This is a genomic window from Pseudomonas fakonensis (assembly GCF_019139895.1).
Lineage (GTDB): Bacteria > Pseudomonadota > Gammaproteobacteria > Pseudomonadales > Pseudomonadaceae > Aquipseudomonas > Aquipseudomonas fakonensis.
This window is the reverse complement of record NZ_CP077076.1, coordinates 4,783,582-4,805,449: the sequence shown is the minus strand read 5'-3', so window position 1 is coordinate 4,805,449 and position 21,868 is coordinate 4,783,582. Positions and strand designations below refer to the sequence as shown.

The window sequence follows — 21,868 nt, the reverse complement described above, 5'->3', positions numbered from 1 at the left end:
CACGCCGCCTGGCCAGCTTATTTTCGAGACAGGACACTAGGGATGAATGATCTGCCAACCGAAGGTCTGACGACCACCAACGAAAACTCGGCCATGGTCCTGCTGGTGGATGACCAGGCCATGATCGGTGAGGCAGTGCGTCGCGGGCTGGCCCAGGAAGAGAACATCGACTTCCATTTTTGCGCCGACCCGCATCAGGCCGTGGCCCAGGCCATGCGCATCAAGCCCACGGTGATTCTGCAGGACCTGATCATGCCGGGCCTGGACGGCCTGACCCTGGTGCGCGAGTACCGCAACAACCCGGCCACCCAGGACATCCCGATCATCGTCCTGTCGACCAAGGAAGACCCGCTGGTCAAGAGCGCGGCCTTTGCCGCCGGCGCCAACGACTACCTGGTCAAGCTGCCCGACACCATCGAGCTGGTGGCGCGCATTCGCTACCACTCGCGCTCCTACCTCACCCTGCTGCAGCGCGATGAAGCCTACCGCGCCCTGCGGGTGAGCCAGCAGCAACTGCTCGACACCAACCTGATGCTGCAGCGGCTGATGAACTCCGACGGCCTGACCGGGCTGTCCAACCGCCGCCACTTCGACGAGTACCTGGAGCTGGAATGGCGCCGGGCCCTGCGTGAGCAGCAGCAGTTGTCGCTGCTGATGATCGACGTCGACTACTTCAAGGCCTACAACGACAGCTTCGGTCACCTGGCTGGCGACGAGGCGCTGCGCCAGGTGGCCGAAGGCATCCGTAGCTGCTGCGCGCGCCCCAGCGACCTGCCGGCGCGCTATGGCGGCGAGGAGTTCGCCCTGGTGCTGCCCAACACCTCGCCGGGCGGCGCGCGGCTGGTGGCCGAGAAACTGCGCCAGAGCATCATCGCCCTGAGCATCCCGCACATCGCCCCCGAAGCCGGCTCGCACCTGACCGTGAGCATCGGCCTGGCAACCCAGACGCCAAGCCAGGGCAGCCATTGCCGGCAGCTCATCTCGGCGGCGGACAAGGGGCTGTACCTGGCCAAGCACAACGGCCGCAACCAGGTGGGGATTGCCTGATCGTACAGGCTCAAGCCGCTTGTACAGGTACAGCGCCAGACTCAGGCTCTGTGCAATCCTGTGGGAAGCGGCCTTGTGTCGCGACGGGGCGCGTAGCGCCCCCAGAGTATCGGCGCCCTGCAAAATCGCCGGGGCTGCTGCGCAGCCCAATCGCGACCGCACGGCGCCCCGGCAAGGCCGCTTCCCACAAGAATCGAGTCGGCTTTTAAAAATTGAGCAAGAAAGTTGCTCCTACAAGGGATATGCAGCGCCTGCCCGGCGGGGCTGCCGCCGTGGCGCGAATGGCGCTATACTCGCGGGCTTTTCACCGAATTCGCACGAGAGCTGCCCGCCCATGGAAATCCAACCGATCCTGAACACCATCAAGGACCTCACCGAGCGTTCCCAGTCCATTCGGGGGTATCTTTGACTACGATCACAAGCATGATCGTCTGGTCGAAGTAAACCGCGAGCTGGAAGACGCCGCCGTCTGGAACAAGCCCGAGTACGCCCAGGCCCTGGGCCGCGAACGTGCCATGCTGGCGCAGGTGGTCGAGACCCTCGACAAACTGTCCAACGGCCTTGGCGACTGCAAGGACCTGCTCGACATGGCGGTCGAGGAAAACGACGAAGGCGCTGTCAGCGATGTCGTGACCGAGCTGCAAGGGCTGGAGGAATCCCTCGCCCTGCTCGAGTTCCGTCGCATGTTCAGTGGCGAGATGGACCCGAACAACGCCTACCTGGACATCCAGGCCGGCTCCGGCGGCACCGAGGCCCAGGACTGGGCCAACATCCTGCTGCGCATGTACCTGCGCTGGGCCGACAAGCGCGGTTTCGACGCCACCATCATCGAGCTGTCCGAAGGTGAAGTCGCCGGCATCAAGGGCGCCACCGTGCACATCAAGGGCGAGTACGCCTTTGGCTGGCTGCGCACCGAGATCGGCGTGCACCGCCTGGTACGCAAGAGCCCGTTCGACTCCGGGGCCCGTCGCCACACCTCGTTCTCGGCAGTGTTCGTCTCCCCTGAAATCGACGACAAGGTCGAAATCGAGATCAACCCGTCGGACCTGCGCATCGACACCTATCGCTCCTCGGGCGCCGGTGGCCAGCACGTCAACACCACCGACTCGGCGGTGCGTATCACCCACGTGCCGACCAACACCGTGGTGGCCTGCCAGAACGAACGTTCGCAGCACGCCAACAAGGATACCGCCATGAAAATGCTGCGGGCCAAGTTGTACGAGCTGGAAATGCAAAAGCGCAACGCCGCCTCGCAAGCCCTGGAAGACAGCAAGTCGGACATCGGCTGGGGCCACCAGATCCGCTCCTACGTGCTGGATGACTCGCGCATCAAGGACCTGCGGACCGGCGTCGAGCGCAGCGACTGCAACAAGGTGCTCGATGGCGACATCGACGAATACCTCGAGGCAAGCCTCAAGCAGGGCCTGTAACCTGTACACCACCGCCGCGATACCAGGCCCGATGTGCCGGTATCGCCTGCCCTGCCCGACAGGGGCAACGAATACCTGATGGAAAGACTGACGACATGAGCGACCTCAAGACCGAATCGCAAGACCTGCAACAGGAAGAAAACGCCCTGATCGCCCTGCGCAAGGAAAAACTTGCTGCAGAGCGCGCCAAGGGCAACGCCTTCCCCAACGACTTCCGTCGCGACAGCTACTGCAACGACCTGCAAAAGCAGTACGCGGACAAGACCAAGGAAGAGCTGGAAGCAGCCGCGATCCCGGTCAAGGTGGCTGGCCGCATCATGCTCAACCGTGGCTCGTTCATGGTTATCCAGGACATGACCGGGCGTATCCAGGTCTACGTCAACCGCAAGACCCTGCCCGAAGAAACCCTGGCCGCGGTCAAGACCTGGGACCTGGGCGACATCATCAGCGCCGAAGGCACCCTGGCCCGTTCCGGCAAGGGCGACCTGTACGTCGAAATGACCAACGTGCGCCTGCTGACCAAGTCGCTGCGCCCGCTGCCGGACAAGCACCACGGCCTGACCGACACCGAGCAGCGCTATCGCCAGCGTTACGTCGACCTGATGGTCAACGAAGAAACCCGCCACACCTTCCGTGTGCGCTCGCAGGTGATCTCGCACATCCGCAAGTTCCTCATCGAGCGTGACTTCCTCGAAGTCGAAACACCCATGCTGCAGACCATCCCTGGCGGTGCTGCGGCCAAGCCGTTCGAAACCCACCACAACGCCCTAGACATGGCCATGTTCCTGCGCATCGCGCCGGAGCTGTACCTCAAGCGCCTGGTGGTTGGCGGCTTCGAGAAGGTGTTCGAGATCAACCGCAACTTCCGTAACGAAGGTGTCTCGACCCGTCACAACCCTGAATTCACCATGCTCGAGTTCTACCAGGCCTACGCCGACTACCGCGACAACATGGACCTCACCGAGGAACTGTTCCGCGAGCTGGCGCAGCTTGTCCTGGGGACTACCGACGTGCCATACGGCGACAAGGTGTTCCACTTCGGCGAGCCGTTCGTGCGCCTGTCGGTGTTCGACTCGATCCTCAAGTACAACCCAGAGCTGACCGCCGCCGACCTGCAGGACGTCGACCGCGCCCGCGATATCGCGAAAAAGGCCGGCGCCAAGGTGCTCGGCCACGAAGGCCTGGGCAAGCTGCAGGTGATGATTTTCGAAGAGCTGGTGGAGCACAAGCTGGAGCAGCCGCACTTCATCACCGAGTACCCGTTCGAAGTCTCGCCGCTGGCCCGTCGCAACGACGACAACCCGGCCGTGACCGACCGCTTCGAGCTGTTCATCGGTGGCCGCGAAATCGCCAACGCCTACTCCGAACTCAACGATGCCGAAGACCAGGCCGAGCGCTTCCTGGCCCAGGTGGCCGAGAAAGACGCCGGTGACGACGAAGCCATGCACTACGACGCCGACTTCGTCCGCGCCCTGGAGTACGGCATGCCGCCGACCGCCGGTGAAGGCATCGGCATCGACCGCCTGGTGATGCTGCTGACCAACTCGCCGTCGATCCGCGACGTGATCCTGTTCCCGCACATGCGCCCACAAGCCTGAGCGATGTGAACAAGCCGCCTTTCGAGGCGGCTTTTTCATGCCTGCTGAGGGCCCTATCGCCGGCAAGCCGGCTCCTACAGGGATTGCATCGAACCTGTAGGAGCCGGCTTGCCGGCGATGAGGCCGGTACAGCCAGCCATTTTCATGAGGTACCCCCAGTGACCCCCGCCATGCCCCACCAAGGCGCCGCCGGCATCGCCACCGCAGTCGCCGAGAGCGTGCAGTACCAGGGCCGCAAGACTGCCCGCCAGGGCAGCGAACAGCGCCGCCAGCAGATCCTCGATGCCGCCATGCGTATTGTCGTGCGCGACGGCGTGCGCGGCGTGCGCCACCGTGCGGTGGCTGCCGAGGCCGGTGTGCCGCTGTCGGCCACCACCTACTACTTCAAGGATATCCAGGACCTGCTGGCCGACACCTTCGCCCAGTACGTCGAACGCAGCGCTGCCTACATGGCCAAGCTGTGGGCCAATACCGAAGTGGTGCTGCGCCAGCTGCTCGCCCAGGGCGATGGCAGCCCCGAGGCGCGCGCGCGGCTGGTCAACGAAGTGGCACGCATGACCGCCGACTACGTGATCCGCCAGCTCAACAACCGCCGCGACTTCCTCATGGCCGAGCAGGGCTTTCGCCAGGAGGCGCTACTGTGCCCGCGCCTGGCCGAGCTGGTCTGCGCCCACGAGCAGATTCTGCTGCATGGTGCGCGACAGATGCTGCAGGTGGTGGGCTCGCGCCAGCCCGAGCAGGACGCCCAGATGTTGACGGCCATCATCGAGCAGATGGAATATCAGGGCCTGCTCAAGGGCGCTGATGCACAGGCCGATGAGCAGATGCTCGCTATTCTTGTCCGATACCTGCAGATGGTGCTGGCTTCGGCCTGAGGCGACCGAATTTTCAAGGAGAACCTGATGAAAGCCTGGCGTGTGGTGCTGTTGACCTTGTCATTCCTCTTGCTGGGCGGGTGTCTGGTGACCTTCCACGAGCCGCTGCCGGCCAACCAGGCGGCGCCCAAGGCGCTGCTCGGCAAGTGGAGCAGCAAGGATGCCTGGGGCGAGCCGTTGAAGCTTGTGATCAGCCGCAGCGGCGCCGACGCCTACAAGGCCGTCGCCACGGCCAAGGGCAAGGCGGCGCAGGAGTACACCTTCACCGTTTCGCGCCATGGCAACCGCTGGTACCTGTCTGCCGGCGTGCCCAAGGCCATGGGCGGCAACTTCCTGATTGGCGGCTTCGACATCGTCGAGGGCAAGGAACTGGTGCTGTACAACCTGGATGTGGAGCAGGTGCAGCAGGCGGTGGAGCAAAAAGAACTGACCGGGCGCACCACCCAGGTACCTGACGAGAACGGCGAAGGCGTGCTGATCGACAGCCCGTCGGCGCGGGTGCTGGCCTACCTGGACGACCCGGCCAACTCCGACCTGTTCGTCGAGGTGGCGCGCTTCCAGCGCTCGGGCAAGTAGTCTCTTCGCGCGCCCGGCACTGGACTTGACCCCTGCGATGCTCCTGTAGGAGCGGGCTTGCCCGCGATGAGGCCCGAACAGGCAAAGCAGGGCTTGGCACAATGTTCCGATAAGGAGTCCCCGGTGGACGAATACCAGCAGACCATCCGCAGCCTCTCCGATCGCATCGTCGCGGCGCAGACCCCGATCCGGGTGCTGGACGCGGTGAAATGGGACGACAACGTGCGCCAGGGCTTCCTCAAGGCCAAGGGCAAGGAGCCGCCGGCCATCGACCGGGCCTATTACCAGAACCGCCCGTTGTCGTTCGACTCCGGCGCGGTGAAGGCCGAGTTCCAGAGCATCGAGCGCGACATCATCCGCCAGCTCGGCCAGTTCAACCCGGTCGGGCAGATCATGAAGCGCATGTGCCGCGAGTACCGCATGGTGGTGCGCATGCTCGAGGCGCGTGGCACCGAGGACTTCGGGCTGATCTCGCAAGAGCTCTACGGCGCAGCCTCCGACGCCTTCCACGCCGGTGACCCGACCCTGGCCGACCTGGGCCTGATGCTGTCCAACTACCTCGACAACATCGACGGGCGCGGCGACCTCAAGGACGAACCGAAAAACCTCACCGCCAAAGAGGCCGTGGAGATTCTTCAGCGCCGGCTGAACAAGGTGTTCGGCGAGGCCGAAGAGACCATCCGCGTGTTCGAGTCCGACGGTATCGTCGCCGACGCTGCGGCCGGCGCCGACTACATCAAGGTGCGCGCCGACGCCATGTTCAACAGCCGTGATGTGCGCGCGCTGGAGGTGCACGAGGGGCTGGTGCACGTCGGCACCACCCTCAACGGCCTGAACCAGCCGATCTGCACCTTCCTGGCCAAGGGCCCGCCCTCGTCGACCGTGACCCAGGAAGGCCTGGCGATCCTGATGGAGGTGATCGCCTTCGCCTCCTACCCCAGCCGCCTGCGCAAGCTGGCCAACCGCACCCGGGCCATCCACATGGTCGAGGAGGGCGCCGACTTCCTGCAGGTGTTCAGCTTCTTCCGCGAGCAGGGCTTCGAAATGGCCCAGAGCTACAGCAACGCCAGCCGGGTGTTCCGCGGCTCGGTGCCCAACGGCCTGCCATTCACCAAGGACTTGTCCTACCTCAAGGGCTTCATCATGGTTTACAACTACATTCAGTTGGCCGTGAAGAAGGGCAAGCTGGAGCAGATCCCCTTGCTGTTCTGCGGCAAGACCACCCTGGAAGACATGCGCACGCTACGCCAACTGGTCGAAGAAGGGTTGGTGGAGCCGCCCAAGTACCTGCCGGAGCAGTTCCGCGACCTTAACGCGCTGTCGGCCTGGATGTGCTTCTCCAACTTCCTCAACCACCTGAGCCTGGACCGTATTGAAGCCGACTACGCGAACATTCTCTGAGCGCTGCCGCCTGCTGTTGCTTGGCCTGGTGCTGCTGGGGCTGGGCGGTTGCAGCAGCCTGCTGTTCTTCCCCGAGCGCGGCCAGCCGTTCACCCCAGAGCGGGCCAAGCTTGCGTACCGCGACATCACCCTGACCACCGCCGACGGCGTGCGCCTGCACGGCTGGTGGCTGCCGGCCAAGGCCGGGGTCGAGGTCAAGGGCACGGTGCTGCACCTGCATGGTAACGGCGGCAACCTGGCCGGCCACCTGGGGGGCAGCTACTGGCTGCCCGAGCAGGGCTGGCAGGTGCTGATGATCGATTACCGCGGTTATGGCCTGTCGCAGGGCAAGCCGAGCCTGCCCGAGGTGTACGACGATATCGCCGCCGCCATGGCCTGGCTGGGCCGCGCCCCCGAGGTGCAGGGCAAGCCGCTGGTGCTGCTGGGCCAGAGCCTGGGTGGGGCCATGGCCATCCATTACCTGGCGGCGCACCCCGAGCAGCGCCAGCGCTTCAGCGCCCTGGTTTTCGACGGCGTGCCGGCCAGCTACCGCAGCGTCGGCCGTTATGCCCTGAGCACCTCGTGGTTGACCTGGCCGCTGCAGGTGCCGCTGTCGTGGCTGGTGCCGGATGGCGACAGCGCGATCCGCTCCATTGAAAAGCTGAGCAGCCCGCCAAAGCTGTTCTTCCACAGCCTGGATGACCAGCTGGTGCCGCTTGAAAACGGCATCCGCTTGTACCAGCACGCCCCGCCGCCGCGGGTGCTGCAGCTTACCCGGGGTGGCCATGTGCAGACCTTCGCCGACCCGACATGGCGTGAGGTGATGCTGCGCTTTCTGGACGACCCCAGCCACTTCAACGGCCTGCGCCGCCTGGCCGAAGTACCCAACTACCCTGACGAGAACAACCAGCAATGAGTGAAGAACGCAACGCCATCCCGCTGATCCTGACCGGTGTCGGCAGCATCATCGTGACGGTGGGGGCCCTCTGGTATTACGGCTACCTGCATTTCGCCAAGCCGGAAGATGCCCTGTTGCTGCAGGACTTCACCATGCTCAAGACCATCCCCGGCGAGGACTACAAGGTGTCGCTGGACCCGGCGCCGCAGGTGGCGCAGTGCGTCGATGGCGTGCTGGTGCTGTTCGACACCCAGCAGAAGGGCCTGACCGGCGTGCTGGTGGACAACCGCAAGCGTGCGGTGCGCTGCATGGGGCAGGAGACGCCGCAGCAGCAGGTGCAGTGATATTTGCCTGTGCTGGCCTCAGCGCGAGGCAAGCCCGCTCCCACGAATAATCTTCGTGAGAGCAGGATCTGCGTGGGAGCGGGCTTGCCCCGCGATGAGGCCGGCCAGGGCAAACAACGTTTAGCTCAAGCGCGTACGCGCGACTTCATAGACAGCACATCCTTCTCGCTTGCCCACCGCGACGACCAGCACCACGACGCGGTGATCGATCACTTCATAGACCAGCCTATAGCCGGCTGACTTCAACTTGATCTTGTAGCAATTGGCCATTGACGTGAGCTTGTCTTTCTCGACCTTGGGCCTGACCAGCCGCTCTTTCAGTTTTTTTGCAAACTGCAGCCGCAATTGAGGCTCGAGCTTGCGAAATTCTTTTTGCGCCCGTGGATCAAATTCAAGGTTGTAGCTTGCAGTCGCGTTCGGCCTCGGCGATGAGTTCATCGATATCCACCTTCATGGTGGGCCCTCCACGCCGCTGGCGGACCAGTTCGGCAAGTTGCAGGTCGTCAATCAGGTCCATCATCGCCTCATAGCGATCGGGTGGCACCGCATAAAAAGCCGGTTCGTTCCGATTGAGGATCACCACGGTTTCGCCGCGTGCTTCGCGAATGGTGCCCATTGGGTCTTTCTTCAGGTCGGTGATGGATGCTGCCAGATCGGCGAGGACGGGGTAGGTCATTGTTGTATCAACCCATTTATCGAGAGGGACAATGGCAAGATTCTAGGGCCTTTAAAGGTGCTTTTAAAGATGCTTTTGACGAAAGGCCAGCCAAGAAAAAACCCGCCATCAAGGCGGGTTTTTCCATTCAGGCCTGAAGCCCTTACTGCACCTGGCTCACCGAACGCGGCGCCACCGGCTGGTTGTCGTTGGAGATGGTCACTTCCACCCGACGGTTCTGCGCACGCCCCGAGTTGCTGGAGTTGTCAGCCACCGGGTACTCCTTGCCGTAACCCTGGGCGACGATGCGCGCAGGGTCGACGCCGGCACGTACCAGCGCCATGCGCACGGCACCGGCGCGGCGCTCGGACAGGGTCTGGTTGTAGTTGGCCGAACCGACGCTGTCGGTGTAGCCCTCGACGATCACCTTGCGCTCAGGGTTTTCCTGAAGGAACTGCGCCAGCTTGGTGACGTTGGGGTAGGCGCTGCTTTTAAGCTCGGCCTTGTTGAAGTCGAACAGCACATCGCCAAAGGTCACCAGGGTGCCACGGTCGGTCTGCTTGGCGTTGAGGCTGTCCTGCAGCTTCTTGATCTGCGCGTCGCGGGCGTCCAGCTTGGCCTGGGCGCGTTGCGCGGCAGAATTTTTCAGCTCGGCCTCGGCAGTACGCAGGGCGATGGTCTGCTTGGCCACTTCAACACGCTGGTTGGTGAGGTAGGCCAACTGGTCGACCTTCTTGTCGTCTTCACGCTCCATGTAGGCCTTGTCGGCCTTGTTCAGCCAGTCCTGGGCGTCCTTGGTCTCAAGGGCGGCCACCTTGCTCGACTGCGGGTCGCTCTGCAACGCCGAGAAGTTGGTGCGGGCCGATTCCAGGTTGGCGTTCGGGTCGTGGGAGCAGGCCGCCAGGCCTACGCTCAGGGCCAGAAGGGCGGGGATCATGACGTAGTTGCGCATAGTGTTCATCCTTTGATTGCTATCGACGAAGGCTCAAGGGGCGTGGGCAGGCTCACTCGGCGCTGCGCAAGCCTTCCTCACGGACGTCCTGGACGCCTTCGCGGCTGTCCTGGAGGGCTTTCTGGGCCTTGGCGGCCTGGGCCTTGCGTTCGGCTACGCGGGCGTCCCATTCGGCCTGTTCGGCCAGCATCCGGGCCTCGTCATACTGCTTGTCGTGCATGGCGATTTCAGCCTGCTTGAACTTGTCTTGGGCCGCTTTCATTTCCACTGCGGCAAACTCGGTGCCGCCAGCGCTGACCGCCGAATTGACCGCCGATTGGGTGACGGCGTACTGCTCGGTGGGCGGCTTGCCGGCGCAACCGGCCAGCAGCAGGCTGCTGCCCAGGGCCAGTGCGGCCAGCTTGAGCCCGCGCAGGTGGGGGGAGGCGGGTTTAACGATGCGGGTCTTCATGGTGGTCAACTCCATTGGTCACTCCTGTTAACGACGATGTCCGCAACCGGCCCATCGCTGTTTCCCTGGGCGTAAGGGCGCTGCAACGCCCGTGTTTGCAGGGTTTTGCCGTGATGGCTATTGGCTGTGACCGAGGCGTTTTTCCGATAGTTCAGAAAAATTCGCACGCTAAACACTTTTTTTGCTGACCAATTGGTCAGCGCCAAAAGCCGGGAACTTTGCGCGTGCAGGGAGGTATTGCGGGCCTTGTGCGGCAAGGCCCGCAGGCCATCGGCGGGTCAGTGGCGCTCGTCGTCGCGGGCGCTGCTGGAGGCGTGCAGGTGCTGGCGCGAGAGCGCCAGAAAGCGCGGGGTAGGGCCGATATCTTCGTACAGCGGGTCGCCCTCTTCGTCGGTGGCGATCACCTGCTGGCCCTTGATGTAGGGGAAGCTGGCTTCCAGCTCCTCGAGCGCGGCGGCCACCAGTTCACCCAGCAGTTCCTCGGCGCTGCGCTTGGGGTACATGTCCACCAGCGCCGCCAGGCGCGCTTCGGCTTCCATGTCCAGGTGCAGTTGGTGGCCGGTGGGGCTCAGGCGGCCGGCGGCATTCTGTTCCCAGTGTTGGGCGAGTTCGCGGATTTTCATGATGACCTCTGTCAAAGCCTTGGAGGGGGCATTGCTTCGGATGACCTGTATTGACTTTAGTTGCTTTGGCCGCGCCCGGCTTGCCAGGCGCAGGCGTGAGTGGGCACTCTTGGGGCCTGCTGTTTCCTGGACTGGAGAGGCCCGATGAGCGATATCGATTTGCGCTTGCGTGAGGATGTGCACCTTTTGGGGGAGTTGCTGGGCGAAACCATCCGCCAGCAGCATGGCGATGCGTTCCTCGACAAGATCGAGGCGATCCGCCACAGCGCCAAGGCGGACCGCCTCGGCGAGGGCGAGCAATTGAGCTCGACCCTGGACGACCTGGCAGAAGAAGACCTGCTGCCGGTGGCGCGCGCCTTCAACCAGTTCTTGAACCTGGCCAACATCGCCGAGCAGTACCAGCTGATCCGCCGCCGCGATGCCGGCCAGCCCGAGCCGTTCGAAGACCGCGCGCTGCCTGAACTGCTGGCGCGTCTCAAGGCGGCTGGCCATGGCAACGACAGCCTGGCCCGCCAGCTGGCGCGGTTGGACATTCAGCTGGTGCTCACCGCCCACCCCACCGAAGTGGCGCGCCGCACGCTGATCCAGAAGTACGACGCCATCGCCGCGCAGTTGGCCGCGCAGGACCACCGCGACCTGCTGCCCGCCGAGCGCCAGCAGGTGCGCGAGCGGCTGCGCCGGCTGATCGCCGAGGCCTGGCACACCGAGGAGATCCGCCGCACCCGGCCCACCCCGGTGGACGAAGCCAAGTGGGGCTTTGCGGTGATCGAGCATTCACTGTGGCAGGCCATCCCCAGCCACCTGCGCAAGGTCGACGCGGCGCTGTTCGATGCCACCGGCCTGCGTCTGCCGCTGGAAGCCGCGCCGGTACGTTTTGCTTCGTGGATGGGCGGCGACCGTGACGGCAACCCCAATGTCACCGCCGCGGTAACCCGCGAGGTATTGCTGCTGGCGCGCTGGATGGCGGCCGACCTGTTCCTGCGCGATATCGACTACCTGGCCGCCGAGCTGTCGATGCAGGCCGCCAGCGCAGCGCTGCGCGAGCAGGTAGGCGACGACAGCGCCGAGCCCTATCGCGCGCTGCTCAAGCAACTGCGCGACCGCCTGCGCGCCACCCGCGCCTGGGCCCATGCCTCGCTGGCAGCGCCTCAGCCGGCCAGCGCTGCGGTGCTGGTGGACAACCGCGAACTGATCGCACCCCTGGAGCTGTGCTACCAGTCGCTGCATGAATGCGGCATGGGCGTGATCGCCGACGGCCCGTTGCTCGACTGCCTGCGCCGCGCGGTAACCTTTGGCCTGTTTCTGGTGCGCCTGGACGTGCGCCAGGATTCCGCCCGCCACCGCGATGCCTTGTCGGAGATCACCGACTACCTGGGCCTGGGGCGCTACGCCGACTGGGATGAAGAACGTCGCATCACCTTCCTGCAGGCCGAGCTGAAAAACCGCCGGCCATTGCTGCCCGGGCATTTCAAGCCCCAGGCCGACACCGCCGAGGTGCTCGCCACCTGCCGTGAAATCGCTGCCGCCCCGGCGGCTTCGCTGGGCTCGTATGTGATTTCCATGGCTGGCGCCGCCTCGGACGTGCTGGCGGTGCAACTGCTGCTCAAAGAGGCCGGGCTGACCCGGCCGATGCGCGTGGTACCGCTGTTCGAAACCCTCGCCGACCTGGACAACGCAGGCCCGGTGATGGAGCGCCTGCTCGGTTTGCCGGGCTATCGCGCCGGCCTGCACGGCCCGCAAGAGGTGATGATCGGCTACTCCGACTCGGCCAAGGACGCCGGCACCACTGCCGCCGCCTGGGCTCAGTACCGCGCCCAGGAAAACCTGGTACGCATCTGCCGCGAGCACCAGGTCGAGCTGCTGCTGTTCCATGGCCGTGGCGGCACCGTTGGCCGTGGCGGCGGCCCGGCCCATGCGGCGATTTTGTCGCAGCCGCCCGGTTCGGTGGCGGGGCGTTTCCGCACCACCGAGCAGGGTGAGATGATCCGCTTCAAGTTCGGCCTGCCGGGCATCGCCGAGCAGAACCTCAACCTGTACCTGGCCGCCGTGCTGGAGGCTACCATGCTGCCGCCACCGCCGCCGGAGCCGGCCTGGCGCGAAGTGATGGACCAGTTGGCCGCCGACGGGGTCAAGGCCTACCGCGACGTAGTGCGCGAAAACCCGGATTTCGTCGAGTACTTCCGCCAGTCCACCCCCGAGCAGGAGCTCGGCCGCCTGCCCCTGGGCAGCCGCCCGGCCAAGCGCCGCGCCGGCGGTATCGAAAGCCTGCGGGCGATCCCGTGGATCTTCGGCTGGACCCAGACGCGCCTGATGCTGCCGGCCTGGCTGGGCTGGGAGACGGCGCTGAACAACGCGCTGGCGCGCGGGCAGGGCCAGTTGCTGGCGCAGATGCGCGAGCAGTGGCCGTTTTTCCGCACCCGCATCGACATGCTCGAGATGGTGCTGGCCAAGGCCGATGCGCAAATCGCCGGGGCCTACGACCAACGTCTAGTGCAACCGCCGCTGCTGCCATTGGGTGCGCAGCTGCGCGACCTATTGTCGCAGTCATGCCAGGTGGTGCTGGGCCTGACCGGGCAGCCGGTGCTACTGGCGCACAGCCCCGAGACCCTGGAATTCATCCGCCTGCGCAACACCTACCTGGACCCGCTGCACCGCCTGCAGGCCGAACTGCTGGCCCGTTCGCGCAGCCGCGAAGCCGCTCTGGACAGCCCGTTGGAGCAGGCCTTGCTGGTGACTGTGGCAGGCATCGCGGCGGGCCTGCGCAACACCGGCTGAAGGCCTTGCCCCCTGTACCTGGCCGGTGTGCCCATGGCGCCCGGGCAGGGGCAGGGCGCCTGGTTGCGACGGGCGCAACCGCCACCCGGACAGGCTGCGCCGGACCCTTTGTTGCCACTTTGGGACGCTTGTCGGGGGGGCGGGTGCTGTGTATCTTGAGCAGCCTTCTGACCGATTTGACGGTCTCGTCCGATTTTCCGGAGTTGGCCTTGTGCGCCGAATCCGTTGATTTGCATAAAAAAATATGAGGAGCACAAGATGCGCGTAATTCTGCTGGGAGCTCCCGGGGCCGGTAAAGGTACTCAGGCTAAGTTCATCACCGAGAAGTTCGGTATTCCACAGATCTCCACCGGTGACATGCTGCGTGCCGCCGTCAAGGCCGGCACCCCGCTGGGCCTGGAACTGAAAAAAGTCATGGACGCCGGCCAGCTGGTCTCCGACGACCTGATCATCAGCCTGGTGAAGGAGCGCATCGCCCAGCCAGACTGCGCCAATGGCTGCCTGTTCGACGGTTTCCCGCGTACCATTCCGCAAGCTGAAGCCATGGTCGCCGCCGGTGTCGACATCGACGCCGTGGTTGAAATCGCCGTGGACGACGAAGAGATCGTCGGCCGCATGGCTGGCCGCCGCGTGCACCTGGCTTCGGGCCGCACCTACCACATCCAGTACAACCCGCCAAAGGTTGAAGGCAAGGATGATGTCACCGGTGAAGAGCTGATCCAGCGCGACGACGACAAGGAAGAGACCGTGCGCCACCGCCTGTCGGTCTACCACAGCCAGACCAAGCCGCTGGTGGACTTCTACCAGAAGCTCTCGGCCGCCAACGCCGGCAAGCCGAAGTACAGCCACATCGAAGGTGTCGGTTCGGTCGAGTCGATCACCGCCAAGGTGCTGGCAGCCCTGAGCTGATCCACGCCCCTTGCACCACGACGGCCCGCTTGCGGGCCGTTGTTGTTTCTGGCTGAGCGTATTGGCAAAGACCTGTCTGGGAGCAACGGTGCTCAATTTCTGAAAGCTGGCGCGCTCCTACAGAGGTACAGTGCCGGTTTTCGGAGGGTAGGCAAGTCAGCCTCCCACAATGGGCGCTCCCCACTCAGGGCCCGCTGCTCTATACTTGCCCGCTCTTTTGCCCCTGGATACCCGTTCGATGACCACCCTGCTGGCCCTGGATACCGCCACCGAAGCCTGTTCCGTCGCCCTGCTGCATGACGGCAAGGTGACCAGCCACTACGAGGTGATCCCGCGCATGCACGCGCAGAAGCTGCTGCCGATGATCAAGCAGCTGCTGGCCGACTCCGGCGTGGCCCTGAGCGCGCTGGATGCCATCGCCTTCGGCCGTGGCCCGGGCGCCTTCACCGGCGTGCGCATTGCGATCGGTGTGGTCCAGGGCCTGGCCTTCGCCCTCGAGCGCCCGGTACTGCCCACCTCCAACCTGGCGGCCCTGGCTCAGGGTGCCCTGCGTCGCCATGGCGTGCAGCAGGTGGCTGCGGCCATCGATGCACGGATGGACGAGGTGTACTGGGGTTGCTATCGCGCCGAGCAGGGCGAGATGCGCCTGGTCGGCCAGGAGGCAGTCATTGCACCGGAGCGGGTGACCCTGCCGGACGGCCTGGGCGGCGACTGGTACGGTGCCGGCACCGGCTGGGGCCTGGCCGAGCGCCTGGCGGTGAAACTGGCCAGCAGCGACCCGAGCGCCTTGCCCGACGCCCAGGACATCCTCAGCCTGGCGCGCTTTGCCTGGGCCCGTGGCGAGGCGGTCGTCGCCGAACAAGCGCAACCGGTCTACCTGCGCGATAATGTGGCTACACCCAAGGCGCGCTGAAGGCAGCAGTTCGTCGGCTATTGCCGTTCGAGATAAACCTTTTGTGTGAACTGTGGTCCAGTTATCGTTCGGGCATTAGCGATGGAACTCTGATGCTGCTAAATTGCCATCATTGATCCTGAGTGCCCCTGCCATGCGTATCGACGGCTTCTCCTCATCCAGCTACCCCATCAAGCGCACGCCACGCAAGGCGAACGTGCGGGACGAAGCTGTGGGAGAGGAAGCTGAAGTCGTCGACGAAGCCGACGCGCAGTTCAACCGCACCAACCGCCGCAAAAGCGACCTGCCGGCCCGCCAGCAGGACATGATCTTCCCCCGCGGCCGTGACCGGCGCACCTCCACCGCCCTGGCCAGCTACCTGACCACCGCAGGCTTTACCGACTGGGACATGGAAGTACTGGGGCTGGACCTGTACATTTGACGGATGATTCCGTCCCCCCTGCCTTATTTTCTCGGTTGCCCGTCCTGGAGCGAAAACGCCTGGCGAGAGTACCTTTACCCCGCCGACGCGCGCACGGGTGACATGCTTGGGCTGTACAGCCAGGTGTTCAATGCCGTCGAGGGCAATACCACGTTCTACGCCCGCCCCGCGCCCGCCACGGTAGAACGCTGGGCGCGCATCATGCCGCCGGGCTTTCGCTTTACTGCCAAGTTCCCCGGTGACGTCAGCCACGTCGACGACCTGCGCGCACAGTTGGACTCGGCCCTGGACTTCACCCGGCTGATGGCGCCACTGGGCGAGCGCGTGGCGCCGTACTGGCTGCAACTGCCGGCGCAGTTCGGGCCGGCACGGCTGGGAGAGCTTGCCTGCTTCATTGACGAGATCGGCGTGCCGGTGGCCGTGGAGGTGCGCAACGAGGCCTTCTTCGCCAAGGGCGAAGAGGAACGCCAGCTCAACCGCCTGCTGCACGAGCGCGGGGTCGAACGCATCTGCCTGGACCCGCGGGCCCTATTCAGTTGCACCTCGCGCGAGCCCGGCGTACTTCACGCCCAGGCCAAGAAGCCCAAGGTGCCGCCGCGCCCGTGCGCGTTCAGCCAGCACCCGCAGGTGCGATTCATTGGCCACCCCGAGCTTGAGGCCAATGAAAGCTTTCTCACCCCGTGGGTGGAGAAGGTCGGGGCCTGGATCGAGGAAGGTCGCAGCCCCTATGTATTCCTGCACACCAGCGATAACCGCCTGGCTGCAGCGCTGGCCCAGCGTTTTCACCACCGGCTGATGGCGCGCCTGCCTGGGCTGGCGCCGCTGGTGGAATTGCCACGGGCGCCCGAGGTCGAACAACTGGGCCTACTCTGACCACTCACACCCCTGCCGGAGGTTGAACCATGGATGTGCAAACCCTGCGAGCCGAAGCCTTCAAGGCGCTGCACGAGCGCGATGGCGCGTTCGTCATCCCCAACCCCTGGGATGCAGGTTCTGCCAAGTTGCTGGCCGGGCTTGGCTTCGAAGCCCTGGCCACCACCAGCGCGGGGCTGGCCTTCAGCTTGGGGCGGCCCGATGCCGAAGGTGCGCTGAGCCTGGACGAAACGCTGGATAACGCCGGCATCATTGTCGATGCCACGCCGCTGCCAGTGGCGGCGGACCTTGAAAACGGCTTTGGCGACCTGCCCGAAGACTGCGCCCAGACCATCCTGCGCGCCGCCGAGGCGGGGCTGGTGGGCGGGTCGATCGAGGACGCCAGCGGGCGCAGCGACGCGCCGATCTACGATTTCGAGCTGTCGGTGGCACGGGTGCGCGCGGCGGTGCAGGCGGCGCGCAGCCTGCCATTCCCCTTCATTCTGTGCGCCCGTGCAGAAAACCTGCTGCACGGCCGGCTGGACCTGGATGACACCATCCTGCGCCTGCAAGCCTACGCCGAGGCGGGCGCCGATGTGCTGTACGCCCCGGGGCTGCGCAGCGTCGATGAAATTCGCGCGGTGGTGCAGGCGGTAGCGCCCAAGCCTGTCAACGTGCTGATGGGCCTGGCCGGCGTGCCGCTGAGCGTGAACCAGCTGCAGGACCTGGGCGTGAAACGCATCAGTGTAGGGTCTTCCCTGGCCCGCGCCGCGTTGGGCGCCTTCGAGCGTGCGGCGCTGGAGATCCGCGACCAGGGCACGTTCGGCTACGGTGAGCAGGCCATGCCGTTTGCCCGTCTCAATGACCTGTTCCGCCGCTGAGGCTGCATGCGCATAGCTTTGCCGCTGCTGGCCGGCCTGCTGGCTTTGGCGGGGCTGGCCTGGCAACAGGGCTGGCGCCTGCCGGATGCCTGGAACCCTTGGGCGGTGCTGGATGTGCGCCAGCCGCCGAACCTGCTCACCCCCTGGAAGCTGTCGCGTCTGCGTGATGACCCTGAGCTGTGCCGCCAGGCCTTGCAGACCTCGGCCCTGCGCGTGCGCCAGCAAGCCGACAGCCCGGCCAGTGCCGATTGCCCGTTGCACAACGTATGGCGCATCGAGGGCGGCCAGGCACGGCTGAGCAGCAGTTTCCTCGCCAGCTGCCCGCTGGCGGTGGCCTATGCGCTGTTCGAGGTGCATGCCTTGCAGCCAGCGGCGCAACAGGTGTTCGGCCAGCCGGTGGCGCAGGTCGATCACTTGGGCAGCTTTGCCTGCCGCAACGTCTACCACCGCAAGCAGGGGCGCCTGAGCCAGCACGCTACGGCCAATGCCCTGGACATCAGCGGTTTTCGCCTGAAGGATGGCCAGCGCATCGTGCTGGCGCGCGACTGGCAGGGGGAGGGCGACAAGGCGCGCTTTTTACGTGAGGTACGTGATGGCGCCTGCGACAGTTTCAGCACGGTTTTGGGGCCGGACTACAACACGGCCCATCACAACCATTTTCACTTCGATATGGGGTTCTGGCAGGTCTGCCGCTGAACTTACGCGTGCACGCGCACGTTGTTCAGCACCACCGGCCGCGCCCAGTGGGTGTCGAATTCCAGGTCGTTCTGCTGCTTGGCCAGGGTGGCTTCGTCGAACGGCTCGGGGGCCGGGTCGAGCAGGTTGCGCTCAAGTTCGGCGATCGGCAGGAACAGCGGGCGAGTGGCCGGCGCCGGGCCGGGCTCGTCAGCAGGGTGGCCCTGGCTCATCACCACCGGGCGCAGCCAGCTGTTGCTGATGTCGAGCTGGCGCTGCTGTTCGATCAGTTCGAGGGCGCTGAACGGCTCGGGGGCGGGGGGCAGCAGCTTGGCTTCAAGCTCGGCCTTGGGCAGGAACAGCGGCTCGGGCGGGGCGACGATGGTGTCCTGCACCGGCAGGGCGCGCTGGGTCTCGATCAGGGCCAGGGCCTTGGCGCCACCGATCGGCTCACCGCTTTGCTGGTCGTACTGCACCAGTGCCTGGCTGACGCTGTCGACCTCGGGTTCCTGCTGTTCGGCCATGGCGCGGGCGAAGAAATCCTGCCACAGGTGGCTGACGCCACCCAGTGCCTGGGTATTCTGTCGACCGTAGTTGCCGACAGGCGACAGGTAGGTCAAGCCAAGGGGAAGATTGTCTGACATGGCAGTCGCGCGCGTTGTGCTCTGGCAGAATAGCGGGATATTCGCTGTATCGGCCGTGGCCGGGCTTTCATTAATTTTTTCGAGTGCGGTAACCGATGGCAGAGCAAGGGCAGGGCGCAGGTATCAGGGTCGAGGCGCTGGGCGCGCAATTCGAGCAGCAGGCACAGGCCTGGGCTGAACGCCTGGGCTTGCCGCTGGTTGACGAAATGGCCGAATTTGCCGTGCAGTTCGGCACCGACGGCTTGCAGATCCAGCAACTTGGCCCGCAGGCGCCAGGGCCGGTGCGGGTCGACTTCGTCGAGGGCCAGGCGGCGCACCGGCGCCAGTTCGGCGGTGGCAACGGGCAGATGATCGCCAAGGCGGTGGGCATCGCCCAGGGCGTGCGGCCGCAGGTGCTGGATGCCACGGCGGGGCTGGGCAAGGATGCGTTCGTGCTGGCCAGCCTTGGCTGCCAGATGACCCTGATCGAGCGCCAGCCGTTGATTGCCGCGCTGCTCGAAGACGGCCTGGCGCGGGCCCGGGCGGATGAAGAGGTGGGGCCGATTGTCGGGCGTATGCGCCTGTTGACCGGCAACGCCATCGAGCGCATGCGTGCCTGGGAGGGCGAGGCGCCGCAGGTGATCTACCTCGACCCGATGTTCCCGCACCGCGACAAGAGCGCGTTGGTGAAAAAGGAGATGCGCGTGTTTCGGCCGCTGGTGGGCGATGACCTGGATGCTCCGGCACTGCTCGAAGCCGCGCTGGCCCTGGCCAGCCACCGGGTGGTGGTCAAGCGCCCGCGCAAGGCGCCGATCATCGACGGCCCCAAGCCGAGCCATAGCCTGGAAGGCAAGTCGAGCCGGTATGACATCTACCCGAAGAAGGCCATGAAAGCCTGATGGCGCTGTCGCGAGGTTAAGCCCTGCGCTGTAGCTGTAGCAGCTGGCTTGCCGGCGATAAGGCCGGTACAGGAATCACAAAACAGCAAGCGATGCGGTGCCCGGCACCGGCTGCGCCGGTGATCGCCGGCAAGCCGGCTCCTACAGGTGCAGCGTTTGCCTGGGCTTTTGCGATGCTTACGGCTGAAACGCCCGCATGAACACGCCCACCACTTCCTGCACATGGGCCTCGGCCTCATCGCCCTGCAGTGGCCCGGCGAAGCCCAGCAGCAAGCGATAGTCCGGCGCGCCCTTGACCAGGCAGAAGAAGTGCTCGGCGGCATGTAGCGGATTTGCAATCCGCAGCATGCCCTGTTCGTCGATCTGGCGCAGCAGCGCCTCCATCCCCGCCAGCACCCGCTTGGGCCCGGCTTCGTAGAAGTACTGGCCGAAACTTGGGTCCTGGCTGCCCAGGGCCATGATCAGGCGGCTGAGCTTGACCGCCTCGTCACTGCTGATCAGCGCCTGGAAGCCGCGGGCGATGTTCAGCAGTACCTCGTGCACCGGCACCCCTTCGGGGTATTCGAAAATCAGGTCCGGCAACTGCATCTGGCAGGTAGCCATGACCGCGGCGCCGAACAGCGTCTGCTTGTCGGTGAAGTGGCTGTACACGGTGAGTTTCGAAACACCTGCCGCCGCAGCGACCGCATCCATGCTGGTGTTGGCATAGCCAAGGCTGAGGAACAGCGACTTGGCGGCCTCGAGGATGGCCTCGCGCTTGGCCAGGTCCTTGGGCCGGCCTGGGCCGATGGGTGCGTCGTTGGACATGGGGAACCGTTGTGCCTGTGAAAAGGGGGGCAGTTTACCGGGTTGCGGCGCAGCCGGGGGCTGGCACACGTCGCAATGCGATCATGAATTTTCTCCAGCGAAGCGCTTCCCGGTATCGTTCGGCTGACTTAGTATACTCGCCAGTATAAATATTCGCTGCGTCCTCTGCCGAAGGTCTTCCATCATGTTGCGTCGTGCGCTGTCGTTCACCTTGCCCGCTGCCCTCGTGCTGCTTACCGCCTGCGGCCAGGAGGCCGCGCCGCCTGCTGCGCCGCGCCCGGCGCTGGTGGTCCAGCCCCAGCCGGCGGGTGCTTCGGCCGACAGCTACCCCGGCGAAGTGCGGGCGCGTTTCGAGCCTGAACTTGCGTTTCGCATCAACGGCAAGGTGAGCAAGCGCCTGGTGGAGGAGGGCCAGCGGGTCAAGGCCGAGCAGCCGTTGGCCGAGCTCGACCCGCAGGATGTGCGCCTGCAACTGGAGGCCAACCGCGCCCAATTGGCCGCCGCCGAGGCGAATCTTGCGCTGGTGCGCGCCGAGCGCGACCGCTACCAGAAGCTGCTCGACCGGCAGATGGTCAGCCACTCGCAGTTCGACAACGCCGAAAACCTGTTCCGCGCAGGCCAGGCCCGCCTCAAGCAGGCCAGGGCCGAGTTCGAGGTGGCCGGCAACCAGGCCGATTACGCCGTGCTGCGCGCACCCCAGGCCGGAGTGATCGCCAAGCGCCAGGTGGAAACCGGCCAAGTGGTGGCGGCCGGGCAGACCGTGTTCACCCTGGCCGCCGACGGCGAGCGCGAGGTGGCCATCGGCCTGCCAGAGCAGCAATTCGCCCGCTTTGCCGTGGGCCAGCCGGTCAGCGTCGAGCTGTGGTCGCACCCGAGTGAACGCTTCGAGGCACGTATCCGCGAGCTGTCGCCAGCCGCAGACCCCCGTTCGCGCACCTTCGCCGCGCGCATTGCCTTCACTGGCAAGGCACCGGCCGAACTGGGCCAGAGCGCCCGGGTATTCATCGCCCATGCCGAGCATGCGCCGCTGGCGGTGCCGCTGTCGGCGGTCAGCGCCGAGGGCGGGCAAACCTACGTGTGGCGGGTTGGCAAGGATAACCGCCTGGAGCGCGCTGCCGTGCGCCTGGGCCCCTATGGCGCCGACACTGTGCCGGTGCTCGAGGGCCTGAGCGCCAGCGACTGGGTGGTCGCCGCCGGGGGCCATGTGCTGCGCGAAGGCCAGCAGGTGCGCCCGGTGGACCGCAGCAACCGTGATGTGGACCTGGCGGCCAAGGAGTAAGTCAG

The 21,868-nt window shown here is 65.3% G+C and carries 24 protein-coding genes; 17 read left to right on the top strand and 7 right to left on the bottom strand.

What is annotated here, in order from left to right; all coding sequences use genetic code 11:
• Positions 1–42 precede the first annotated feature (42 nt).
• From KSS94_RS21185 to KSS94_RS21150, 8 genes are all read left to right on the top strand, one after another.
• Positions 43–1,047: a response regulator gene (locus tag KSS94_RS21185; protein ID WP_217840013.1), complete on the top strand. Its 1,005-nt coding sequence runs from the start codon at positions 43–45 to the stop codon at positions 1,045–1,047.
• A gap of 334 nt (positions 1,048–1,381) precedes the next feature.
• Positions 1,382–2,477 (top strand): peptide chain release factor 2 gene (gene prfB / locus KSS94_RS21180; protein ID WP_217840012.1). Its coding sequence is split into 2 segments (ribosomal slippage): positions 1,382–1,453 and positions 1,455–2,477, totalling 1,095 coding nucleotides; the frame shifts between segments, so codons are not numbered across the junction.
• Positions 2,478–2,572: 95 nt separating this feature from the next.
• Positions 2,573–4,075 carry a lysine--tRNA ligase gene (lysS, locus tag KSS94_RS21175; RefSeq protein ID WP_217840011.1) on the top strand — a complete coding sequence of 501 codons (1,503 nt, stop codon included), beginning with the start codon at positions 2,573–2,575 and terminating at the stop codon, positions 4,073–4,075.
• Positions 4,076–4,245: 170 nt separating this feature from the next.
• Positions 4,246–4,950, top strand: coding sequence for a TetR/AcrR family transcriptional regulator (locus KSS94_RS21170; RefSeq protein WP_217840010.1), 705 nt, complete (start codon positions 4,246–4,248; stop codon positions 4,948–4,950).
• A gap of 27 nt (positions 4,951–4,977) precedes the next feature.
• Complete coding sequence (locus tag KSS94_RS21165; RefSeq protein ID WP_217840009.1) at positions 4,978–5,526, top strand: hypothetical protein; 549 nt, start codon at positions 4,978–4,980, stop codon at positions 5,524–5,526.
• Between the two features lie 66 nt (positions 5,527–5,592).
• Positions 5,593–6,927, top strand: coding sequence for a flavohemoglobin expression-modulating QEGLA motif protein (locus KSS94_RS21160; RefSeq protein ID WP_217843640.1), 1,335 nt, complete (start codon positions 5,593–5,595; stop codon positions 6,925–6,927).
• Positions 6,899–7,822 (top strand): alpha/beta hydrolase, encoded by a 924-nt coding sequence (locus KSS94_RS21155; RefSeq protein ID WP_217840008.1) that lies wholly within the window; start codon positions 6,899–6,901, stop codon positions 7,820–7,822. Before KSS94_RS21160 ends, KSS94_RS21155 begins: the two co-directional genes overlap by 29 nt.
• A complete protein-coding gene (locus KSS94_RS21150) occupies positions 7,819–8,148 on the top strand; it encodes a PA3694 family proteiin (RefSeq protein ID WP_217840007.1) in 330 nt (109 codons plus the stop codon). Before KSS94_RS21155 ends, KSS94_RS21150 begins: the two co-directional genes overlap by 4 nt.
• A 120-nt stretch (positions 8,149–8,268) precedes the next feature.
• Here the strand turns inward: KSS94_RS21150 and KSS94_RS21145 are convergent, their stop codons facing one another.
• From KSS94_RS21145 to KSS94_RS21125, 5 genes are all read right to left on the bottom strand, one after another.
• Entirely contained in the window at positions 8,269–8,586 is a 318-nt protein-coding gene (locus KSS94_RS21145) for a type II toxin-antitoxin system RelE family toxin (RefSeq protein WP_217840006.1), read from the bottom strand.
• Positions 8,540–8,824 carry a type II toxin-antitoxin system Phd/YefM family antitoxin gene (locus KSS94_RS21140; RefSeq protein ID WP_217840005.1) on the bottom strand — a complete coding sequence of 95 codons (285 nt, stop codon included), beginning with the start codon at positions 8,822–8,824 and terminating at the stop codon, positions 8,540–8,542. The genes KSS94_RS21145 and KSS94_RS21140 overlap by 47 nt, the downstream gene beginning before the upstream one ends.
• Positions 8,825–8,966: 142 nt before the next feature.
• Positions 8,967–9,755 (bottom strand): lipotoxin F family OmpA-related lipoprotein LptF, encoded by a 789-nt coding sequence (lptF, locus tag KSS94_RS21135; RefSeq protein ID WP_217840004.1) that lies wholly within the window; start codon positions 9,753–9,755, stop codon positions 8,967–8,969.
• 52 nt (positions 9,756–9,807) lie between these two features.
• Positions 9,808–10,221, bottom strand: a complete 414-nt coding sequence (locus tag KSS94_RS21130) for a DUF4398 domain-containing protein (protein ID WP_217840003.1) — start codon at positions 10,219–10,221, stop codon at positions 9,808–9,810.
• A 263-nt stretch (positions 10,222–10,484) separates the two neighbouring features.
• A complete protein-coding gene (locus tag KSS94_RS21125; protein WP_217840002.1) occupies positions 10,485–10,829 on the bottom strand; it encodes a pilin assembly protein in 345 nt (114 codons plus the stop codon).
• A 144-nt stretch (positions 10,830–10,973) separates the two neighbouring features.
• Between KSS94_RS21125 and ppc the strand changes: the two genes are divergently transcribed.
• From ppc to KSS94_RS21090, 7 genes are all read left to right on the top strand, one after another.
• Positions 10,974–13,604 (top strand): phosphoenolpyruvate carboxylase, encoded by a 2,631-nt coding sequence (gene ppc, locus KSS94_RS21120; RefSeq protein ID WP_217840001.1) that lies wholly within the window; start codon positions 10,974–10,976, stop codon positions 13,602–13,604.
• 258 nt (positions 13,605–13,862) lie between these two features.
• Entirely contained in the window at positions 13,863–14,513 is a 651-nt protein-coding gene (gene adk / locus KSS94_RS21115; protein WP_217840000.1) for an adenylate kinase, read from the top strand.
• A gap of 238 nt (positions 14,514–14,751) precedes the next feature.
• Positions 14,752–15,426 carry a tRNA (adenosine(37)-N6)-threonylcarbamoyltransferase complex dimerization subunit type 1 TsaB gene (gene tsaB / locus KSS94_RS21110; protein ID WP_217839999.1) on the top strand — a complete coding sequence of 225 codons (675 nt, stop codon included), beginning with the start codon at positions 14,752–14,754 and terminating at the stop codon, positions 15,424–15,426.
• Between the two features lie 133 nt (positions 15,427–15,559).
• Positions 15,560–15,847 (top strand): hypothetical protein, encoded by a 288-nt coding sequence (locus tag KSS94_RS21105; protein ID WP_217839998.1) that lies wholly within the window; start codon positions 15,560–15,562, stop codon positions 15,845–15,847.
• A 3-nt stretch (positions 15,848–15,850) separates the two neighbouring features.
• A complete protein-coding gene (locus KSS94_RS21100; RefSeq protein ID WP_217839997.1) occupies positions 15,851–16,720 on the top strand; it encodes a DUF72 domain-containing protein in 870 nt (289 codons plus the stop codon).
• Between the two features lie 29 nt (positions 16,721–16,749).
• Positions 16,750–17,580: an isocitrate lyase/PEP mutase family protein gene (locus KSS94_RS21095; RefSeq protein WP_217839996.1), complete on the top strand. Its 831-nt coding sequence runs from the start codon at positions 16,750–16,752 to the stop codon at positions 17,578–17,580.
• Between the two features lie 6 nt (positions 17,581–17,586).
• Complete coding sequence (locus KSS94_RS21090; RefSeq protein ID WP_217839995.1) at positions 17,587–18,276, top strand: extensin-like domain-containing protein; 690 nt, start codon at positions 17,587–17,589, stop codon at positions 18,274–18,276.
• A 2-nt stretch (positions 18,277–18,278) separates the two neighbouring features.
• On the opposite strand, the gene KSS94_RS21085 is transcribed toward KSS94_RS21090, so the two are convergent.
• Positions 18,279–18,899 (bottom strand): energy transducer TonB, encoded by a 621-nt coding sequence (locus tag KSS94_RS21085; RefSeq protein ID WP_217839994.1) that lies wholly within the window; start codon positions 18,897–18,899, stop codon positions 18,279–18,281.
• 95 nt (positions 18,900–18,994) lie between these two features.
• Between KSS94_RS21085 and KSS94_RS21080 the strand changes: the two genes are divergently transcribed.
• Positions 18,995–19,777 (top strand): class I SAM-dependent methyltransferase, encoded by a 783-nt coding sequence (locus KSS94_RS21080; protein WP_217839993.1) that lies wholly within the window; start codon positions 18,995–18,997, stop codon positions 19,775–19,777.
• A gap of 177 nt (positions 19,778–19,954) precedes the next feature.
• Here KSS94_RS21080 and KSS94_RS21075 read toward each other — a convergent pair whose 3' ends face one another.
• Positions 19,955–20,584 (bottom strand): TetR/AcrR family transcriptional regulator, encoded by a 630-nt coding sequence (locus KSS94_RS21075; RefSeq protein ID WP_217839992.1) that lies wholly within the window; start codon positions 20,582–20,584, stop codon positions 19,955–19,957.
• Positions 20,585–20,768: 184 nt separating this feature from the next.
• Between KSS94_RS21075 and KSS94_RS21070 the strand changes: the two genes are divergently transcribed.
• Positions 20,769–21,863 carry an efflux RND transporter periplasmic adaptor subunit gene (locus KSS94_RS21070; protein WP_217839991.1) on the top strand — a complete coding sequence of 365 codons (1,095 nt, stop codon included), beginning with the start codon at positions 20,769–20,771 and terminating at the stop codon, positions 21,861–21,863.
• Positions 21,864–21,868 lie beyond the last annotated feature (5 nt).

What these genes read in the sequence shown, in the direction of transcription:
- KSS94_RS21185 (WP_217840013.1), top strand. Translation starts at nt 43, where the DNA reads ATGAATGATCTGCCAACCGAAGGTCTGACGACCACCAACGAAAACTCG.
- lysS (WP_217840011.1), top strand. Translation starts at nt 2,573, where the DNA reads ATGAGCGACCTCAAGACCGAATCGCAAGACCTGCAACAGGAAGAAAAC.
- KSS94_RS21170 (WP_217840010.1), top strand. Translation starts at nt 4,246, where the DNA reads ATGCCCCACCAAGGCGCCGCCGGCATCGCCACCGCAGTCGCCGAGAGC.
- KSS94_RS21165 (WP_217840009.1), top strand. Translation starts at nt 4,978, where the DNA reads ATGAAAGCCTGGCGTGTGGTGCTGTTGACCTTGTCATTCCTCTTGCTG.
- KSS94_RS21160 (WP_217843640.1), top strand. Translation starts at nt 5,593, where the DNA reads ATGAGGCCCGAACAGGCAAAGCAGGGCTTGGCACAATGTTCCGATAAG.
- KSS94_RS21150 (WP_217840007.1), top strand. Translation starts at nt 7,819, where the DNA reads ATGAGTGAAGAACGCAACGCCATCCCGCTGATCCTGACCGGTGTCGGC.
- KSS94_RS21145 (WP_217840006.1), bottom strand. Translation starts at nt 8,586, where the DNA reads ATGAACTCATCGCCGAGGCCGAACGCGACTGCAAGCTACAACCTTGAA.
- KSS94_RS21140 (WP_217840005.1), bottom strand. Translation starts at nt 8,824, where the DNA reads ATGACCTACCCCGTCCTCGCCGATCTGGCAGCATCCATCACCGACCTG.
- lptF (WP_217840004.1), bottom strand. Translation starts at nt 9,755, where the DNA reads ATGCGCAACTACGTCATGATCCCCGCCCTTCTGGCCCTGAGCGTAGGC.
- KSS94_RS21130 (WP_217840003.1), bottom strand. Translation starts at nt 10,221, where the DNA reads ATGGAGTTGACCACCATGAAGACCCGCATCGTTAAACCCGCCTCCCCC.
- KSS94_RS21125 (WP_217840002.1), bottom strand. Translation starts at nt 10,829, where the DNA reads ATGAAAATCCGCGAACTCGCCCAACACTGGGAACAGAATGCCGCCGGC.
- ppc (WP_217840001.1), top strand. Translation starts at nt 10,974, where the DNA reads ATGAGCGATATCGATTTGCGCTTGCGTGAGGATGTGCACCTTTTGGGG.
- adk (WP_217840000.1), top strand. Translation starts at nt 13,863, where the DNA reads ATGCGCGTAATTCTGCTGGGAGCTCCCGGGGCCGGTAAAGGTACTCAG.
- tsaB (WP_217839999.1), top strand. Translation starts at nt 14,752, where the DNA reads ATGACCACCCTGCTGGCCCTGGATACCGCCACCGAAGCCTGTTCCGTC.
- KSS94_RS21105 (WP_217839998.1), top strand. Translation starts at nt 15,560, where the DNA reads ATGCGTATCGACGGCTTCTCCTCATCCAGCTACCCCATCAAGCGCACG.
- KSS94_RS21100 (WP_217839997.1), top strand. Translation starts at nt 15,851, where the DNA reads ATGATTCCGTCCCCCCTGCCTTATTTTCTCGGTTGCCCGTCCTGGAGC.
- KSS94_RS21095 (WP_217839996.1), top strand. Translation starts at nt 16,750, where the DNA reads ATGGATGTGCAAACCCTGCGAGCCGAAGCCTTCAAGGCGCTGCACGAG.
- KSS94_RS21090 (WP_217839995.1), top strand. Translation starts at nt 17,587, where the DNA reads ATGCGCATAGCTTTGCCGCTGCTGGCCGGCCTGCTGGCTTTGGCGGGG.
- KSS94_RS21085 (WP_217839994.1), bottom strand. Translation starts at nt 18,899, where the DNA reads ATGTCAGACAATCTTCCCCTTGGCTTGACCTACCTGTCGCCTGTCGGC.
- KSS94_RS21080 (WP_217839993.1), top strand. Translation starts at nt 18,995, where the DNA reads ATGGCAGAGCAAGGGCAGGGCGCAGGTATCAGGGTCGAGGCGCTGGGC.
- KSS94_RS21075 (WP_217839992.1), bottom strand. Translation starts at nt 20,584, where the DNA reads ATGTCCAACGACGCACCCATCGGCCCAGGCCGGCCCAAGGACCTGGCC.
- KSS94_RS21070 (WP_217839991.1), top strand. Translation starts at nt 20,769, where the DNA reads ATGTTGCGTCGTGCGCTGTCGTTCACCTTGCCCGCTGCCCTCGTGCTG.